This is a genomic window from Actinotalea alkalitolerans, assembly GCF_023369855.1.
Classification (GTDB): Bacteria; Actinomycetota; Actinomycetes; order Actinomycetales; family Cellulomonadaceae; genus Actinotalea.
Genome location: NZ_JAMBPP010000004.1, coordinates 214,270 through 230,992, shown reverse-complemented (window position 1 = coordinate 230,992; position 16,723 = coordinate 214,270). Strand labels below are relative to the sequence as shown.

Genomic DNA, 16,723 nt, shown 5'->3' with positions numbered 1-16,723 from the left:
TCTCATCGGCTACGAGAATGATCCTCATGTCGATCCCCCGTCGGTACCCCCTGCTCGCGCTGCTCGCCGCCGGCGCCCTCACCCTGTCCGCCTGCGGAAGCACGCCGGAGGCATCGGGAGGCCAGGCACCGCAGTCACCCGCGCAGGACACCGAGGCGGTCGAGCAGGACACGCTCGAGGTGCTCGCCTCCTTCTACCCCCTCGAGTACGTCGTCCAGCAGGTGGGCGGCGACCTCGTCTCGGTCTCCTCGATGACCCCCGAGGGGGCCGACCCCCACGACCTCGAGCTCTCGCCGCGTCAGGTCCGTACCGTCTCGGAGGCGGACGTCGTGGTGTACCTCTCGGGCTTCCAGGCGGCGGTCGACGAGGCGATCGTCTCGCGTGAGCCCGAGCACCTCCTGGACACGGCTCAGGCCGCCCGTCTCGTTCCCTACACCGGCGGCGGGGACCTGCACGACCACGACCACGGGGACGACGAGCACGCCGAGGACGAGCACGGTCACGAGGGCGAGGAGCACGCCGAGGACGAGCACGGCCACGAGGGCGAGGAGCACGCCGAGGAGGAGGTCGCCGAGGAGGAGCACGCCGCGGACGGCGAGGTGCTCGACCCCCACTTCTGGCTCGACGTCGAGCGTCTGGCAGCCGTGGGCCACGAGGTCGCCCGGGTGCTGGGTGCAGCCGCCCCCGAGCACGCGCAGACCTTCCTCGACCGGGCGGACGCCCTCGAGGCCGACCTGAGCTCTCTCGACCAGGAGTTCGCCGAGGGCCTGGCCCAGTGCGAGCGGGGGATTGTGGTCACGCCGCACGCCGCCTTCGGATACCTCCTGGACCGGTTCGGCCTGCAGCACGTGGGTATCGCCGGGATCGACCCCGAGACCGAGCCCTCGCCCGCCAGGCTCCGGGAGATCGGCGACGTCGTCCGCGAGCACGGGGTGACGACGATCTACGCCGAGTCGGCCGTCAACCCGCAGGTCACCCAGATCCTGGCCCGTGACCTGGGCGTCGACACCGGGGTGCTGGACCCCATCGAGACGCTCGCCGAGGACATGACGGACTACCGTGAGGTCATGGAGTCCAACCTCGCTGCGCTGCGCGCCGGCCTCGGCTGCGCATGACCGCTGCGGTCCGTGCCGCCGGGCTGCGGGTCAGCCTCGGCGGCGCCACGATCCTGCACGACATCGACCTCACCGTCGCCGACGGTGAGGTCGTCGGTCTGCTGGGCGCCAACGGATCCGGCAAGTCGACCCTGGTCCGTTCCCTGGTGGGTGTCGTCCCCACCGAGCGGGGCACCGTGGAGCTGCTGGGCAGCCCGCTCGGTCGGTCGGTCCCCTGGCATCGCGTCGGATACGTCCCCCAGCGGGCGGGCGCAGCCACGGGGATCCCCGCGACGGCCCGCGAGGTCGTCGTCTCGGGCAGCCTGCACGGCCGACGGCTGCGCCCCGCCCGGGACGCCCGCGCCCGCGCCCACGAGGCCCTCGAGCTCGTCGGCCTCGCGCACGTCGCCGACCGCGCGGTGCGCGAGCTCTCGGGCGGTCAGCAGCAGCGGGTGCTCATCGCCCGGGCACTGGTCCGCTCCCCCGACCTGCTGCTCCTGGACGAGCCCGTCTCAGGGGTCGACCTGCCCAGCCAGCACGCCTTCGCGGCCGCGCTCGGACGCCTGGTCGACTCCGGCACCACCATCCTGGTCGTGCTTCACGAGCTCGGGGTCCTGGCACCGCTGATCCGCCGCGCCGTCGTGCTGCGTCACGGGGCGATCGTCCACGACGGTCCGCCACCGCGACCCGTGGGTGAGCACGCGGCACCGGACCACGACCACGAGCACCCGCACGGTGACCTCGCCGCGGCTGACACCGGTCCGGTGGTCCTGCAGCCGGACGTCAGGTGGCGAGGATGACCGTCGTGGACGAGGTCGTCGGGATGCTCGGCGACCCCCTGATGCAGCGGGCCCTCCTCGCCGCCCTCCTGGTGGGGCTCGCCGCACCCGTCATGGGCACCTACCTGGTGCAGCGGCGGCTCTCGCTGCTCGGGGACGGCATCGGGCACGTCGCGCTGACCGGCGTCGCGCTCGGTTGGCTCGTGGGAAACATCATGGGCCTCACCCCGCACGACGCCCTCGCGGTGCCCGGCGCCGTCGTCGCGGCGATCATCGGCGCGGTGGCCATCGAGCTGGTCCGTGAGCGCGGCCGGACCAGCGGCGACGTCGCGCTCGCCCTGCTCTTCTACGGCGGCATCGCCGGTGGCGTCCTGATCATCTCCCAGGCGGGCGGGACCAACGCCAACCTCATGGGGTACCTCTTCGGTTCCATCTCGACCGTCTCCCAGGGAGACCTGGTCCTCACCGTGGTCCTGTCCGTGCTCGTCGTGGGCGTGGGGGTGGGCCTGCGCACCGCCCTGTTCGCGGTCTCCCACGACGAGGAGTTCGCACGCGCTTCAGGCATCCCCGTCCGCGCGCTCAACCTGCTGATCGCGGTGATCGCCGCGCTGACCGTCACCGTCGCGATGCGGGTCGTGGGTCTGCTGCTCGTCAGCGCCCTGATGATCGTGCCGGTCGCGGTCGCGCAGATCGTGACGACCTCGTTCCACCGCACGATGATCACCGCGATGGCGATCGGGGTGACCGTCTGCGTCGGGGGCCTGAGCATCACGTACTGGCAGGACGCCGCCCCCGGCGCCACGATCGTGGTGCTCGCGATCGTGCTGTACGCCGTGGTGTCCGTCCTGCGGCCTATCCTGGTACGAGGGCGGCGTCACAACCTCCCCGAAGACCCCCACCTCCAGGTCGCCGACGACGTGGAGCTCGTTCCCTGAGGAGACCGTTGATGCAACGCATGACCCGGCAGCGTTCGGCCGTCGCGGACGTGCTGGACGCCGTCGAGGACTTCCGCAGCGCGCAGCAGCTGCACGAGATCCTCCGCGACCGCGGCGAGGGGGTCGGTCTGGCGACCGTCTACCGGACGCTCCAGTCCCTGGCCGACGGGGGTGAGGTGGACGTCCTGCGGACCGCGGACGGTGAGTCGGTGTACCGCCGGTGCGTCCGACGCGGGCACCACCACCACCTGATGTGCCGGGTCTGCGGGGCGACGGTCGAGATCGACGGACCCAGCGTGGAGACGTGGGCGGCCCAGATGGGGGCCCAGCACGGTTTCGAGGACATCGACCACACGATGGAGCTGTTCGGCACCTGCGCCCGCTGCGCTGCCGAAGGGCACCGCCGCGAGGGCAGCTGATGCCCGGGTGGATCGAGGACTGGCCGTTCCTCGCGATCTACCTCTTCTTCGTCCTCGGAGCGGCCCTACGCTCCCAGGCCACCTACTGGACCGGGCGCGGCATCGCCGCGGGTGTCCTGCGCAGCCGTTGGCGCGAACGCTTCGACGGTGAGCGAACCCATCGCGCGGTCGCAGCGATCAGGCGCCGCGGGATGCCGATCATCCCGCTGTCGTTCCTGACGGTCGGGTTCCAGACCGCGGTCAACGGTGCCGCCGGCCTGCTGAGGATCGCGTGGCTCCGGTACACGATGTGGTGCGTGCCGGGCTGGTTCGCCTGGGCGCTCGTGTGGGCGGGCGGCGGGACAGCAGCTCTCGTCGGCGGTGTGGCGTTGGCCGCGCAGTCACCGTGGGCACTGGCAGCCGTGCTGGCGCTGCTCGGTGCAGGCACGACCGTGGTCATCCGCCGGCGTCGCGCGACGGTCGACGGACCCGGGAGGCCACGGCAGGCCATCGACCCCGCGACCGACGTCGTCTCCTCCTCTCGACCCTAGGGTCGAGAGAAGGCCTCCGACCCCCACGGACCGACCTACGAGCAGGTCAGTGCCGCTGCGAGACGCAGAACTGGTTGCCCTCGGGATCGGCGAGGACGACCCACCCGAACCCCGCCGTCTCGTGACGTGCGACCTCGAGGGCTCCGTCACCCAGCAGCCGTTCCACCTCGAGCTCACGATCCCCCGTCTCGAGGTCCAGGTGGATGCGGTTCTTGCCGACCGTGGGCTCGGCGACCCGCTGGAAGGCCAGTCGCGGCCCACCCGCAGGTCCGGGGTCGACCACCACGAACTCCGCGTCGTCGTCGACCAGGACCTCCCCGCCGACCTGCCGAGCCCACCACCCTGCCAACGAGCGCGCGTCACGTGCGTCGAACGTCACCATCGCCACACCAAGTGTCATGGGTGCGACGCTACGACCCGACCTCCGGTGTGTCGACCGCACCGCCGTAGCGTCGATCCCGGCTGGCGAAGGTCTCGACCGCCCGCCACAGGTGCCGGCGATCCACGTCGGGCCAGTACTCCTCGAGGAAGATCAGCTCGGCGTACGCCGCCTGCCAGATCATGAAGTTCGAGGTGCGCTGCTCGCCTGAGGTCCGCAGGAACAGGTCGACGTCGGGCAGGTCCGGCTCGTCCAGGAAGCGCGCGACCGTCCGTTCGTCGACCCGGTCCGGGTTGAGCCGGCCCGCGGCCACCTCGCGGGCGATCGCCCGGGCAGCATCGGCGACCTCGGCCCGTCCACCGTAGTTGACGCACATCGTCAGGGTGCACACGTCGTTGCCGCGGGTCAGGTCCTCGGCGGTCTCGAGCTCGGTGATCACCGAGCGCCACAGCCGCGGACGCCGTCCGGCCCAGCGCACCCGAACCCCCCAGGAGTGCATCGTGTCGCGCTGCCGGCGCAGGACGTCCCGGTTGAAGCCCATCAGGAAGCGGACCTCCTCGGGCGACCGCTTCCAGTTCTCGGTCGAGAAGGCGTAGGCGGAGACGTGCTTGACCCCGACCTCGATGGCACCGGCGACGACGTCGAGCAACGCTGCCTCACCGGCCGCATGACCCGCGGTACGCGGCAGCCCACGGGCGTTGGCCCACCGCCCGTTGCCGTCCATGACGATCGCCACGTGCTGCGGCACGAGATCGGCCGGCACCCGGGGCGCGCGCTCCCCCGAAGGGTGCGGCGGAGGGGGGACGACCACGTGCGTGGGGAGCGCCCGCCCGGCGCGGTCCGTCCGCCGGCTCACACGCGCTCCACCATGCGCAGCGAGCGCAGCGTGCGCTCGAGGTGGAACTGCAGGAAGGCCGCGACCAGTCCGCTCGCCTCGCGACGATGCCGTTCGTGGCTCGCATCAGCCACCGGCCAGTCACCCGTGAGGAGCGCCGCAAGCAGTGCGAACGTCTCACCCGCCGGCGACGCGGCGCCCGGCGGACGGCACCCTGGGCACACCGCACCACCCGAGCCCACCGCGAAGGACCTCTGCGGACCGGGGGCACCGCACCGGGCGCAGTCGGTGAAGGACGGCGCCCACCCCGCCACCGCCAGGGCTCGCAGCAGGTAGGAGTCCAGGACCAGGCCCGGGGCGTGCGCCCGGTCGGCCAGCGACCTGACTGCGGCGACCAGCAGGAGGTACTGCTGGACCGAAGGTTCGTGCTCGGTCTCGACCAGGCGGTCGGCCGTCTCGAGCATCGCGGTCCCGGCGGTGTAGAGGGCGTAGTCCCGACAGATCGACCTGCCGTACGGACCGATGGTCTCGACCTGCGTGACGATGTCCAGGCTCCGCCCGGTGTGCAGCTGCAGGTCGTTGACCATGAAGGGTTCGAGGCGCGACCCGAACCGCGAGGACGTCCGGCGGACCCCCTTGCCGACGGCACGCACCTTCCCGTGGTGCCGGGTCAGCAGCGTGACGATGCGATCGGCCTCGCCCAGCTTCTGGACGCGCAGCACGATGCCCTCGTCACGGTAGAGACTCACCCGCCCATTGTCCCTCTCCGCAGGGACATCAGCCCACGGGGCGCGCCAGCAGACCAGCCCCGCCGCGACCCGTCGGGACCGGACCTCAGCCGCCCGGCGGACCCACGAGAAAACCCGGAGACAGGTCCTCGGGCGCAGGACTACCGTCGGGAAGACCTGCACGACACCCACGACAGCGACTCAGGACGGGAGGTACCGACCATGGCTGTGGAGACCCGCACCGTGCCCCTCACCTCCCCCGCCCCCTGTCGCTGACCTCCTGCGCACCGGGGCCCACCCGAAGGAACCCAGGTGTCTGACCTACGCCCCCTCCCCGCTGCTCTGCAACCCCTCGGCTGGGACCGTTCCTGGTCCCTCGTCCTGGAGACGGCCCTGCAAGGGCGCCCGCACACGGTGCCGCCACCGGCACCTGCGCGCGTCACCCGGTCGGGACCGGGATCCTGCGACCTCCTCCTCGCGGGGGGGCACGGCCTGGTCCACCAGCGGGCGACCTGGGCTCCCGAGCTCGCCCGCGCGGCCGCGAACGACCCGGCCGAGTCCCCGGTGACGGGTGACTGGGTGCTGGTCACGTCGGAGTCCCCACCGGACGGCAGGACGGCGACGGCGACCATCGATGCCGTGCTCCCCCGCCGAACCGTCCTGAGCCGAGCTCAGGTCGTCGCGGGCTCCTCCCGGCAGCAGGTGCTCGCCGCGAACGCGGACGTCGTCGCCGTGGTCGAAGGGATGCTCCCCGCCCCGGTGCCAGGACGCCTCGAGCGGCTCCTGGCCCTGGCGTGGGCCTCGGGGGCCCAGCCGGTCGTCGTGCTGACCAAGTCGGACCTGGTACCCGACCCGCGGGCGATCGCCGCCACGGTCGGGATGCTGACGCCGGGGATCGAGGTGCTCTCCACCTCCGCGGTCGACGGCGAGGGCCTGACCGCGCTGCACGGACGACTGGCAGCAGGCTCGACCTTGGCGCTGGTCGGCGCCTCGGGCGCAGGCAAGTCGACCCTGCTCAACGCCCTGGTCGCAGGCGCCGACCACCCGGTCATGGCGACCGCTGGCCTGCGCTCCGACGGCAAGGGTCGGCACACGACCGTGACCCGCGAGCTCCACCTCGCTCCCGACGGTGGAGCGGTGCTCGACACCCCAGGGATGCGGGTGATCGGGCTGAGCGGTCGCGAGGACCTCGACGAGGTCTTCGCCGAGGTCCCCGAGCTCGCGCGCGGGTGCCGCTTCACCGACTGCACCCACCGCACCGAGCCCGACTGCGCCGTGCTCGCCGCCGTGCGGTCAGGAGCTCTCCCCGAGCGTCGCCTGACGAGCTACCGCAAGCTCCAGCGGGAGATCGAGCACCAGGCAGCGCGCACCGACGCGCGCCTGCGAGCCGAGATCGCCGGACGGCAGAAGGCCATCCGACGCGCCTACCGGCGACGGGAGAACGGCCGGTGAACCCGGTCAGCGCATCGCGCGGTTGACGGCCGAGATGATCGCCTTGAACGAGGCCGTGGTGATGGACGGGTCGATGCCGACGCCCCACAGGACCTGGTCGCCGACGGCGCACTCGACGTACGCCGCCGCGGTGGCGTCCTCCCCGGTCGACAGTGCGTGCTCGGCATAGTCGAGCACCTCGACCTGAACGCCGAGGGTGCCCAGGGCCCGGACGAAGCCGTCGATCGGGCCGGTACCCACCCCCTCGACCGTGCGACGCTCACCCGCGTCGACCAGGTCGACCGAGAGCCGGTCGGGCCCGTCCTCACCGCTGTCGGTACGGCTCCCGCGCAGAGCGAACCGGCCCCACGGCGCAAGGTCGCCGCCCGGCTCGGCCGGCAGGTACTCGTCGGTGAAGATGCGCCACAGGTCGTCCGCGGACACCTCCTGCCCGTGCGTGTCGGTGTACGCCTGGACCGCCCGCGAGAACTCGATCTGCAGCCGGCGTGGAAGGTCCAGGTGACGCTCGGTCTTGAGCAGGTAGGCCATGCCGCCCTTGCCCGACTGGGAGTTGACGCGGATCACCGCCTCGTAGGAGCGGCCCACGTCGCGCGGGTCGATCGGCAGGTACGGAACGGCCCAGACGAGGTCGTCGATCCCGCACCCGGCCTCCACGGCCCGGGCGGCCATCGAGTCGAAGCCCTTCTTGATGGCGTCCTGGTGGGAGCCTGAGAACGCCGTGAATACCAGGTCACCGCCGTAGGGGTGGCGCTCGGCCACGGGCAGCTGGTTGCAGTACTCGACCGTGCGACGGATGCGGTCGATGTCGCTGAAGTCGATCTGCGGGTCGATCCCCTGGCTGAGCAGGTTCATCCCCAGGGTGACCAGGCAGACGTTGCCGGTGCGCTCGCCGTTGCCGAAGAGGCAGCCCTCGATCCGGTCAGCCCCGGCCAGGTAGCCCAGCTCGGCGGCCGCGACACCGGTGCCCCTGTCGTTGTGCGGGTGCAGGGACAGCACCACGTTCTCGCGGTGGTTGAGGTGGCGGCTCATCCACTCGATCGAGTCGGCGTACACGTTGGGCGTCGCCATCTCGACGGTCGCCGGCAGGTTGATGATGACCTTCCGCTCGGGCGTCGGCTCGAAGACGTCCAGGACGGCGTTGCAGATCCGGGCAGCGAACTCGAGCTCGGTCCCGGTGTAGGACTCGGGCGAGTACTCGTAGTAGACCTCGGTCTGCGGGATGGTCTCCTCGAACTTGCGGCAGAGCCGCGCGCCCTCCAGGGCGATGTCGACGATGCCGTCCTCGTCGGTACGGAACACGACCTCGCGCTGCAGCACCGAGGTCGAGTTGTACAGGTGGACGATGGCCTGCCGTGCCCCGGCGATCGACTCGTACGTGCGCTCGATCAGGTGCTCACGGGACTGGGTGAGCACCTGGATCACCACGTCGTCGGGGATCCTGTCCTCGTCGATCAGCATCCGGACGAAGTCGAAGTCCGTCTGCGAGGCCGACGGGAACCCGACCTCGATCTCCTTGTAGCCCATCTCGACGAGCAGCTCGAACATGCGGAGCTTGCGCTCGGGGTTCATCGGCTCGATCAGCGCCTGGTTGCCGTCGCGCAGGTCCACGGCGCACCAGCGGGGAGCGCTCTGCGCGTGGCGCCCCGGCCAGGTGCGGTCGGGCAGCTCGACCGAGAGCTGCTCGTGGTACGGACGGTACTTGTGCACCGGCATCGGTGAGGACCGTTGCGCGGTGCGCTCGGCGTAGGAAGGGGTGGTGCGGTCTGACGGGCTGGAGGTCATCGGTTCTGTCCTTCGGGGTGGGCTGTCTCTGGGGACCGACCGGCACACCGACCACCGCGACGAGGGACCGGTCTGTCAGGCCCCGCCGCGGCGACGAAGGAGCAGCCCATGCTGCTGGGTCACGCGCACCCGGCCACTGTACCCCGCGGCGCCCTGAGGCCCCAGTCCCCGCTCACGGCGCGCACATCGTGCCCCCCTCCTCGCGGCCTCCGCAGGTGTCCCCGAACTCTTCGTACTGCGACCCCCACGGCGAGTCGAAGTAGAGGTCGTCGCAGGCCTGCCCGTCACCCGCGGCGCACGCGTCCCACAGCACGTCCAGCACCGGGTCGTCACCGTACCCGTCGGCCGTGCCCTCCGAGCTCGTGCCCCCGGCGTCGGCCGACCCGGCGCAGAAGCTCGACCCGTCGCTCGTCCCACCGCAGGTGTCCCCGAAGTCCTCGTACTGCGACCCGAGAGGAGCCTCGAGGTAGAGGTCATCACAGGCCTGCCCGTCACCCGCGGCGCACGCGTCCCACAGCACGTCGAGGTCGGGGTCGTCTCCGTAGGCGTCGACGTCGGTGCTCGTGGGGGCAGGACCGGCCATCTGCTCCGAGCACGAGGGCCCCCCACCGGTCCGGTCGCCGCAGGTGTCGCCGAAGCGCTCGTACTCCGACCCCAAGGGCGACTCGAGGAACAGGTCGTCGCACGCCTGCCACTCCTCGTCGGCGCACGCGTCCCACAGCGCGTCCAGCGCGGGGTCGTCGCCGTACGAGGTGCCGGGCATGGCCGACGCGATGAGCCGGACCACACCGACCACCGCCAGGACCGCGAGGACCAGCACGACCGCGAGCACCCCCACCACGACCAGCACCGTCCGGCGCGAGCCGCCGCCCGACGCGACCGGGGGACCACCGTGACCGCTCTGCCCCGCCCACGAGCCGGCCGGTCCCCCGTGCTCGGGCGAGGACCACGCCGGGGCGGGTGCGGCGACGTAGCCGCCGTACGGAGCGACGGGCGTGCCCGGGTCACCGCCGAGAGGCGTTCCGGGCGCCTCACCCTGGACCGGCGAAAGGCTCTCGGCCCCAGGGACCCAGACCGGGGCGGCGGCGACCGGCAGACCGATGCCCAGGCTCTCGCGTCGCGAGCGGGCCTGGAGCGCTCCGTCAACCGCCGCGTCGCGCAGCGAGCCCAGCCAGGCGAGCAGGTCGGGGTAGGCGGACGGGTTGCTCGCGACGGCAGGGCGCAGGTCAGGTCGCTGCTCCGCGATGTCGGCCAGCACCTGCGCGGGCGTCGCGGGGTCGGCCGCCTGCTGCGCGGTGAACGTTTCGGGGCTCATGTCGTCGGCTCCTCGGACACGCCGGTCGGGCGTCGTCGTGCTGGCAGGGGGCGACCTGCCGGGGCACCTGATCCGGAAGGCCGAGGCGAGCGTCGGGGGGCGCCTGCCGGCAAGACCGTAGCGCGACCGCGGCCCCGGTGTCCTCGACTTCCCAGGGGCCGCGACGTGTCCAGCGTCACGCGAAGGCGGGAAAGACGCCCCAGTAGGCGAGCTGCACCAGAAGAGCGACCGACCCACCCACCGAACCGGCGAGGGTCCACTCGCCCGAGGTGGTCAGCGCGGCGGGCACACCGTTGGTCCGCCGGCCGTCCAGGACCCGGAACACCAGGACCGAGCCGGCGACGACCGTCGCGATGCCGAGCACCCGGATGAGCAACCAGCCGCCCTGCACCACCACGGTGCTCGTGCGGTAGTTCTGCGCGAGGTTCGCCACCACGAACAGGTAGACCACGAGCAGCACGAAGGTCAGGACGCACCCGGCGGCCATCGTGACGAGCGGACCGGTCACTCCCTCGGCGAGGGTCCGCTCGCGGCGTCCCCGCAGACGACGGACCACCCAGATGATCGGGCCGAGGGCCAGGGCAGCCGCCGTGGCACCCAGAGCCGCGACGATCAGGTCCCCCTCGGCGTACCACCGTGGACGGTCGACAGGCGCAGCGACGAACCGCTGGTACGGCTCCGCGCCGGCGACCCTCGGATCAGCCTGCGCGGTGCCGGGCAGGCCCTGCACCCAGCTGATCAGGTCACGGGTGAACTCTGGGACCAGGTCGCCGTCGACGCGGATGCCGTGGTTGGCACCCTCGTAGTACCGGACCGTCCAGCTCTCGTTCCCCGCGGTCCCCAGGTCGTCGATGAGCTGGAGCGCGCCCTGGACGGTGGGCATCGCAGCGTCCCCCGTGCCGTAGACGATGAGCGCAGGCTGACGCATCCGCTGCTGGAAGGGGGTCACGTCGAACCGTCCGTACTCGAACCCGCCGCCAGGGAAGTTCATCCCCACGAACCGAGGGATCGCCCGGAGGATCTCGGCGGGCACCCCGGTGCTGCGCAGGTACGAGTCGACCGCGAACGCCGCCTGCTGCCGCGGTGGGACGACGGCGGTCGCCACCAGGACCGAGAACGACACCGACGGGTTGTCGGCAGCCATGACCGGGACGATCCAGCCGCCCTCGCTCTCGCCGTACACGCCGACCCGGTCGGGGTCGACGCCCGGCCAGTCACGCAGCAGCTCGACGCTGCGCAGGTAGTCGTTGGCCATCGCCGCGTAGTCCCGCGAGCGCACCGTGTAGGACTCGAGGCGCTTGTTCGGCACCATCGTGACGATCCCCGCACTGGCCAGCGCGTGGCCGTGGTCCACGAAGGCGTCGCGGTACTGCCCGGTGCCTGCACCGTGCACGAAGACCACCGCGGCGCGTCCCTCAGGTGCTCCGACCGGCTCGCTGATGAGCGCCTCGACCTCCGAGCCGGCCAACGGGACCGTGACGAGCCGGGTCGTCACCTCGTAGGTCCCCTCGGGCACCGCGTCCTGGACACCGCCGATGCGTGTGTCGGAGGTCTCGACGTCGATCGACTCGGTCAGCGGGACCGGGTCCCAGCCAGGCCCTGCCACCACACCGAGGAGACCGAGGACCACCACGCCGACTGCGCTCGAGACAGCGATCCGGTACCGCACCCGCCGGAGTCTAGTTCCTGCTGGTGCAGTACCGGGGCGCCCTCGCGACCCGTCGCGTCCTCACTCAGAACCCGAGCCGACGCAGCTGCTTGGGGTCGCGCTGCCAGTCCTTGAGCACCTTGACGTGCAGGTCCAGGTAGACACGTGACCCGAGGAGCGCCTCGATGCCCTGGCGGGCCTGGCTGCCGACGTCACGGAGCCGGCTCCCGCCCTTGCCGATGATGATCGCCTTCTGGCTGTCCCGCTCGACGAACAGGTGCACCCGGACGTCCAGCATCGTCGGTACGGAGGTCGCCGGGTCGTCACCCTCGGCGTGCCGCGGGGTGATCTCGTCGACCACCACCGCGAGGGAGTGGGGCAGCTCGTCGCGCACCCCCTCCAGGGCTGCCTCACGCACCAGCTCGGCCACCATCACCGCCTCCGGCTCGTCGGTGAGCTCACCGTCCGGGTAGAGCGCGGGGCCCTGCGGAAGGTTCGCGACCAGGACGTCGAGCAGGGTGTCCACCTGGTAGCCGTCGACGGCGCTGACCGGCACGATGTCCGTCCACTCCCCGAGAGCGGAGATCTCGAGCAGGTGCTCCGCGAGCCTGCCCCGACCGACCGCGTCGGCCTTGGTGGCCACCGCGATGACCGGCGGCGCCGTCCGGCCCTGGGCCAGCTCGGTCAGCTGCTGGGCGATGAACCGGTCCCCCGGCCCGATCTTCTGGTCCGAGGGCAGGCAGAAGACCACCGCGTCGACCTCGGTCAGGGTGTCCTTGACCAGCGCGTTGAGGCGTTCGCCGAGCAGGGTGCGCGGCCTGTGCAGCCCCGGGGTGTCGACCAGCACGATCTGGGCGTCGGGCCGGTGGACGATGCCGCGGATCACGTGCCGCGTCGTCTGGGGCCGACCTGAGGTGATCGCGACCTTCTGGCCGACGATCGCGTTCGTCAACGTCGACTTCCCGGCGTTGGGGCGCCCGACGACGCACACGAACCCCGACCTGAAGGAGGAGGGTGCGGGCTGCTCGGTCATCGTGAGGCTCCTTGCGAGGTGGTCGAGGGCTGGTCGTGGTGCTGGTCGTCAGCCGGTGCCTGGCGCACGAGCAGCGTGGACACCTGCTTGCGGCGGCCCTCGACCCGGTCGGCGGTCAGGACGAGGCCGGCGACCCCGGCCTGCGACCCGACCAGAGGGACCTTACCGAGCGCCTTGGCCAGCAGTCCCCCTGCGGTGTCGACGTCGTCGTCGTCCAGGACGAGGTCGAAGAGCTCGCCCAGCTCGTCGACCGGGAGCCGCGCGGGCACCCGGAAGGCGCCGTCGCCGAGGTCCTCGACCTCCGGCCCGGAGCGGTCGTGCTCGTCGGTCAGCTCGCCCACGATCTCCTCGAGCGCGTCCTCGATGGTCACCAGGCCAGCGATGCCCCCGTACTCGTCGACGACCAGCGCGATGTGCGAGGCGCCCTGCTGCATGTCGCGCAGGAGCTCGTCGACCGGCTTGGACTCGGGGACGTACACCACCGGGCGCAGCAGCGGGTCGACCGGGTCGTCGTCGGAGCCCGGCTGCAGGTGCCGGTGGCGGACCACGTCCTTGAGGTACAGGACCCCCACCACCTCGTCGACCGTCTCGCCGACCACAGGCACCCGCGAGTACCCGGACCGCAGGAACAGCCCCAGCGCCTTGCGGACCGGTGTGCCGGCGGCGAGGGTGATCATCTCGGTCCGCGGGACCATCACCGCGCGGGTCAACGTGTCACCGAGCTCGAGCACCGAGCGGAACATCTCACGCTCGTCGTCCTCGATGTGCTCGGACTCGCTGACCCGGTCGACCATGGCGCGAACCTCTTCGTCGGTGAGGTCCTGCGGGGGACGAGACCCGCCAGGCCGCAGGAGACCCACCAGACGGTCGGCCACCAGGAGCAGCCCGGCGCTCACCCGCGCGGTCGCCCCGGGATGGTGCCGACCGAGGGTCCGGGGGCCCAGCCGCACGACGGTCAGCGCTGCGGCTCCCACGACACCGACCGCTGCGAGCACGACCCCCCACCACACCAGTCCGGTCGAGGCGACCATCAGTGTCACGCACACGGCCACCGACGACTCGAGCACCACCCGGACCGTCGCCGCGGAGGCAGCCACCCGGCGGGGCTCGCTCATCACCCGACGCAGCCGGGCCGTCCCGGAGAGGTCCGCGGCGACCATCTCGCCCAGGGCCGCGCGACCCAGCCGGAGCACCGCCGTCTGCCCCGCACTCAGCGCGGCTGCGAGCAGCAGGCTCAGGCCCGCGACAGCCCCCAGGAGACCGACGGGTACGCCGGTCATCGTGAGGCGAGGAAGGTGAGCAGGAGCTGGCGCTGCAGCGCGAACATCTCCTTCTCCTCCTCGGGCTCGGCATGGTCGTAGCCGAGGAGGTGCAAGATGCCGTGCGTGGTCAGGAGCAGGAGCTCCTCGGTGGTCGAGTGGCCGGCCTCGCGCGCCTGAGCTGCGGCGACCTCGGGGCACAGCACGACGTCACCGAGCAGTCCCGCCGGCGTCGGCTCGTCCGCGCTCCCGGGTCGCAGCTCGTCCATCGGGAAGGAGAGCACGTCCGTGGGGCCCGGCTCGTCCATCCACTGCACGTGCAGCTCGGTCATCACGTCCGTCCCGACCAGCAGGATCGACAGGTCGGTCTGCGGGTGCACGTTCATCGCGTCGAGCACGTGGCGGCCGAGCGCAGCGAACTCCACCTCGTCGACCTCGTGCCCGGACTCGTTGTTGACCTCGATGCTCATCGGGTGCTCTCCCGCCGGGTGTCCCACAGTGCGTAGGCGTCGATGATCTCCCCGACCAGCCGGTGCCGGACGACGTCGGCGGACGTGAGCCGGCAGAAGGCGACGTCCTCGAGCGTCCCCAGGATCCCCTCGACCACCCGCAGGCCCGACGTCGTGCCCCCCGGCAGGTCCACCTGGGTGACGTCACCGGTGACCACCACCCGCGAGCCGAAGCCCAACCGCGTCAGGAACATCTTCATCTGGTCGGTCGAGGTGTTCTGCGCCTCGTCCAGGATGATGAAGGCGTCGTTGAGCGTCCGCCCGCGCATGTACGCCAGGGGCGCCACCTCGACCGTGCCGGCCTCCATCAGACGCGGGATCGAGTCGGGATCGACCATGTCGTGGAGCGCGTCGTAGAGCGGCCTCAGGTACGGGTCGATCTTGTCGCTCAGGCTGCCCGGCAGGAAGCCGAGCCGTTCCCCCGCCTCGACCGCGGGGCGGGTCAGCACGATCCGGTTGACCTGCTTGGCCTGCAGGGCCTGGACGGCCTTGGCCATCGCGAGGTACGTCTTGCCGGTGCCCGCGGGGCCGATGCCGAACGTGATGGTGTGGCGGTCGATCGCGTCGACGTAGGCCTTCTGCCCCACGGTCTTGGGCCGGATGGTGCGGCCGCGGCTCGACAGGATGTTCTGGGTCAGCACCTCGGCGGGTCGGCTCGACGGGGCCGCGGTGAGCATCGCCACCGATCGGTCGACCACCTCGGCGCTCAGCTGGGTGCCCGATGCGGCGACCTCGAGCAGCTCGTCGAGCAGCCGTGAGGCCAGACCGACGTCCCCGGCGGGTCCGACGAGGGTGATCTCGTCGCCCCGCGCATGGATCCGCACGGTCGGGAAGCCCCGCTCGACCGCGAGCAGCACCTCGTCGCCCGGGCCGAGCAGAGCGACCGCGGGGAGGTGGGCAGGCAGGACGATCCGGTTCTCGACGTCGATGACGCCCGGCTCACGCCCGGCGAAGCTGCTCTGTGCCATGGGTACGGCCCGCAGGCCTGGGTCTCCTCGTGGTCGACGGGTGGCCGGTGCGGCACATCCCTGCCCCATCCTAGGCCGGGGTCCACCCCAGCGCCGCGCCGCCGATCACGTGCGCGTGCGCGTGGAACACCGACTGCCCGGCCTCGGTCCCCGTGTTGAACACGAGCCGGAACTGCCCGTCCGCCTCCGAGGTCGCGACCTCCTGGGCGAGGGAGACGACCTCGGCCAGGACGTCAGGGGCTGACGCGGCCAGCTGGGCGACGTCACCGTAGTGGTCGCGCGGGACCACCAGGACGTGCATCGGCGCCTGGGGGTCGATGTCCTGGAAGGCCACCGTGCGTTCACGGCGCGCCACCACCGTGGAGGGCAGCTCCCCCGCGACGATGCGGCAGAACAGGCAGTCGGGCGAGGTGATCGGGTCAGGCGAGCTCATCGGCGACATCCCGCCAGGCTAGCGCCGTCCGGGGCCGACAGCCTGCGAGGATGGGCGACCAGATCGCCTCGACGAACGGAGCACACCGTGCGCACCCTTCTCCCCTCGGCACGGTCGGCCGCTGCGCTGCTCGTCAGCGCGGTCCTGCTGACCGGCTGCCAGACCGGTGCCGACCCGGGAGCCGAGCCGTCCCCTGAGCCGACGACGACCGCGACCGACACGCCCTCGCCCAGTCCGACGGACGTCGAGGAGACCAGCGAACCGACCGACCCGCCGACCGCCACGGAAGGACCCGTCGTCAACGGTCCGAACTCGATCGTCTCCCCGACCCCGGGCGAGACCGTCACGGGACCGGTCGTGACGATCTCGGGCGAGGGCACCGCCTACGAGGCGACCCTGCAGTGGAGGGTGCTCGTGGCCGGCACCGAGGAGACCGTCCAGGAGGGCTTCACCACGGCGGGGGCCAACGGTGAGATCGGTCCGTACAGCCAGGACGTCGAGCTCGCCCCCGGGAGCTACACGGTGCAGGTGTGGGAGGCCGACATCTCCGACGGGGAGAGCACCCTCGGCCCCTACCTCAACCTCGTCGAGGTCGACTTCACGGTCGGCTGAGACGGTCAGGCGC

Annotated in this window: 18 protein-coding genes; 7 read left to right on the top strand and 11 right to left on the bottom strand. The window is 71.8% G+C overall.

The genetic code is table 11. The features are described 5' to 3' along the window. Window positions 1-26 precede the first annotated feature (26 nt). The 5 genes from M1R94_RS06280 to M1R94_RS06260 are packed head-to-tail and all read left to right on the top strand — an operon-like array spanning window position 27 to window position 3,757. Window positions 27-1,115 carry a metal ABC transporter substrate-binding protein gene (locus tag M1R94_RS06280; protein ID WP_249380812.1) on the top strand — a complete coding sequence of 363 codons (1,089 nt, stop codon included), beginning with the start codon at window positions 27-29 and terminating at the stop codon, window positions 1,113-1,115. Then, on the top strand, window positions 1,112-1,894 hold the full coding sequence (locus M1R94_RS06275) for a metal ABC transporter ATP-binding protein (RefSeq protein WP_249380811.1): 783 nt from the start codon (window positions 1,112-1,114) through the stop codon (window positions 1,892-1,894). The genes M1R94_RS06280 and M1R94_RS06275 overlap by 4 nt, the downstream gene beginning before the upstream one ends. Further along, window positions 1,891-2,808, top strand: a complete 918-nt coding sequence (locus M1R94_RS06270; protein ID WP_249380810.1) for a metal ABC transporter permease — start codon at window positions 1,891-1,893, stop codon at window positions 2,806-2,808. Before M1R94_RS06275 ends, M1R94_RS06270 begins: the two co-directional genes overlap by 4 nt. A gap of 11 nt (window positions 2,809-2,819) precedes the next feature. Beyond that, the gene (locus M1R94_RS06265; RefSeq protein ID WP_249380809.1) at window positions 2,820-3,227 is read left to right on the top strand and encodes a Fur family transcriptional regulator; all 408 of its coding nucleotides are present in this window, start codon (window positions 2,820-2,822) and stop codon (window positions 3,225-3,227) included. Continuing rightward, window positions 3,227-3,757, top strand: coding sequence for a DedA family protein (locus tag M1R94_RS06260; protein ID WP_249380808.1), 531 nt, complete (start codon window positions 3,227-3,229; stop codon window positions 3,755-3,757). Before M1R94_RS06265 ends, M1R94_RS06260 begins: the two co-directional genes overlap by 1 nt. 46 nt (window positions 3,758-3,803) lie before the next feature. On the opposite strand, the gene M1R94_RS06255 is transcribed toward M1R94_RS06260, so the two are convergent. The 3 genes from M1R94_RS06255 to recO are packed head-to-tail and all read right to left on the bottom strand — an operon-like array spanning window position 3,804 to window position 5,720. Continuing rightward, complete coding sequence (locus tag M1R94_RS06255; RefSeq protein WP_249380807.1) at window positions 3,804-4,157, bottom strand: VOC family protein; 354 nt, start codon at window positions 4,155-4,157, stop codon at window positions 3,804-3,806. Between the two features lie 10 nt (window positions 4,158-4,167). Beyond that, entirely contained in the window at window positions 4,168-4,992 is an 825-nt protein-coding gene (locus tag M1R94_RS06250; protein ID WP_249380806.1) for an isoprenyl transferase, read from the bottom strand. Next, entirely contained in the window at window positions 4,989-5,720 is a 732-nt protein-coding gene (gene recO, locus M1R94_RS06245) for a DNA repair protein RecO (protein ID WP_249380805.1), read from the bottom strand. Before recO ends, M1R94_RS06250 begins: the two co-directional genes overlap by 4 nt. A gap of 291 nt (window positions 5,721-6,011) precedes the next feature. Between recO and rsgA the strand changes: the two genes are divergently transcribed. Beyond that, a complete protein-coding gene (gene rsgA, locus M1R94_RS06240; protein WP_249380804.1) occupies window positions 6,012-7,151 on the top strand; it encodes a ribosome small subunit-dependent GTPase A in 1,140 nt (379 codons plus the stop codon). A 6-nt stretch (window positions 7,152-7,157) separates the two neighbouring features. Here the strand turns inward: rsgA and leuA are convergent, their stop codons facing one another. The 8 genes from leuA to M1R94_RS06200 form a co-directional block, all read right to left on the bottom strand. After that, complete coding sequence (gene leuA, locus M1R94_RS06235; RefSeq protein ID WP_249380803.1) at window positions 7,158-8,933, bottom strand: 2-isopropylmalate synthase; 1,776 nt, start codon at window positions 8,931-8,933, stop codon at window positions 7,158-7,160. Window positions 8,934-9,105: 172 nt separating this feature from the next. Continuing rightward, a complete protein-coding gene (locus tag M1R94_RS06230; protein ID WP_249380802.1) occupies window positions 9,106-10,248 on the bottom strand; it encodes a variant leucine-rich repeat-containing protein in 1,143 nt (380 codons plus the stop codon). 175 nt (window positions 10,249-10,423) lie between these two features. Further along, window positions 10,424-11,917: an alpha/beta hydrolase family protein gene (locus M1R94_RS06225; RefSeq protein WP_249380801.1), complete on the bottom strand. Its 1,494-nt coding sequence runs from the start codon at window positions 11,915-11,917 to the stop codon at window positions 10,424-10,426. Window positions 11,918-11,981: 64 nt separating this feature from the next. Beyond that, window positions 11,982-12,929: a GTPase Era gene (era, locus tag M1R94_RS06220; RefSeq protein WP_249380800.1), complete on the bottom strand. Its 948-nt coding sequence runs from the start codon at window positions 12,927-12,929 to the stop codon at window positions 11,982-11,984. Continuing rightward, window positions 12,926-14,209: a CBS domain-containing protein gene (locus tag M1R94_RS06215; protein WP_249380799.1), complete on the bottom strand. Its 1,284-nt coding sequence runs from the start codon at window positions 14,207-14,209 to the stop codon at window positions 12,926-12,928. Before M1R94_RS06215 ends, era begins: the two co-directional genes overlap by 4 nt. Beyond that, the gene (ybeY, locus tag M1R94_RS06210) at window positions 14,206-14,658 is read right to left on the bottom strand and encodes an rRNA maturation RNase YbeY (protein ID WP_249380798.1); all 453 of its coding nucleotides are present in this window, start codon (window positions 14,656-14,658) and stop codon (window positions 14,206-14,208) included. The genes M1R94_RS06215 and ybeY overlap by 4 nt, the downstream gene beginning before the upstream one ends. Continuing rightward, window positions 14,655-15,665, bottom strand: a complete 1,011-nt coding sequence (locus M1R94_RS06205; protein WP_249380797.1) for a PhoH family protein — start codon at window positions 15,663-15,665, stop codon at window positions 14,655-14,657. Before M1R94_RS06205 ends, ybeY begins: the two co-directional genes overlap by 4 nt. Before the next feature lie 70 nt (window positions 15,666-15,735). After that, a complete protein-coding gene (locus M1R94_RS06200; protein WP_374109439.1) occupies window positions 15,736-16,098 on the bottom strand; it encodes a histidine triad nucleotide-binding protein in 363 nt (120 codons plus the stop codon). Window positions 16,099-16,185: 87 nt separating this feature from the next. On the opposite strand from M1R94_RS06200, the gene M1R94_RS06195 reads away from it, so the two are divergent. Beyond that, window positions 16,186-16,710 carry a Gmad2 immunoglobulin-like domain-containing protein gene (locus M1R94_RS06195; RefSeq protein ID WP_249380795.1) on the top strand — a complete coding sequence of 175 codons (525 nt, stop codon included), beginning with the start codon at window positions 16,186-16,188 and terminating at the stop codon, window positions 16,708-16,710. Window positions 16,711-16,723: the final 13 nt, after the last annotated feature.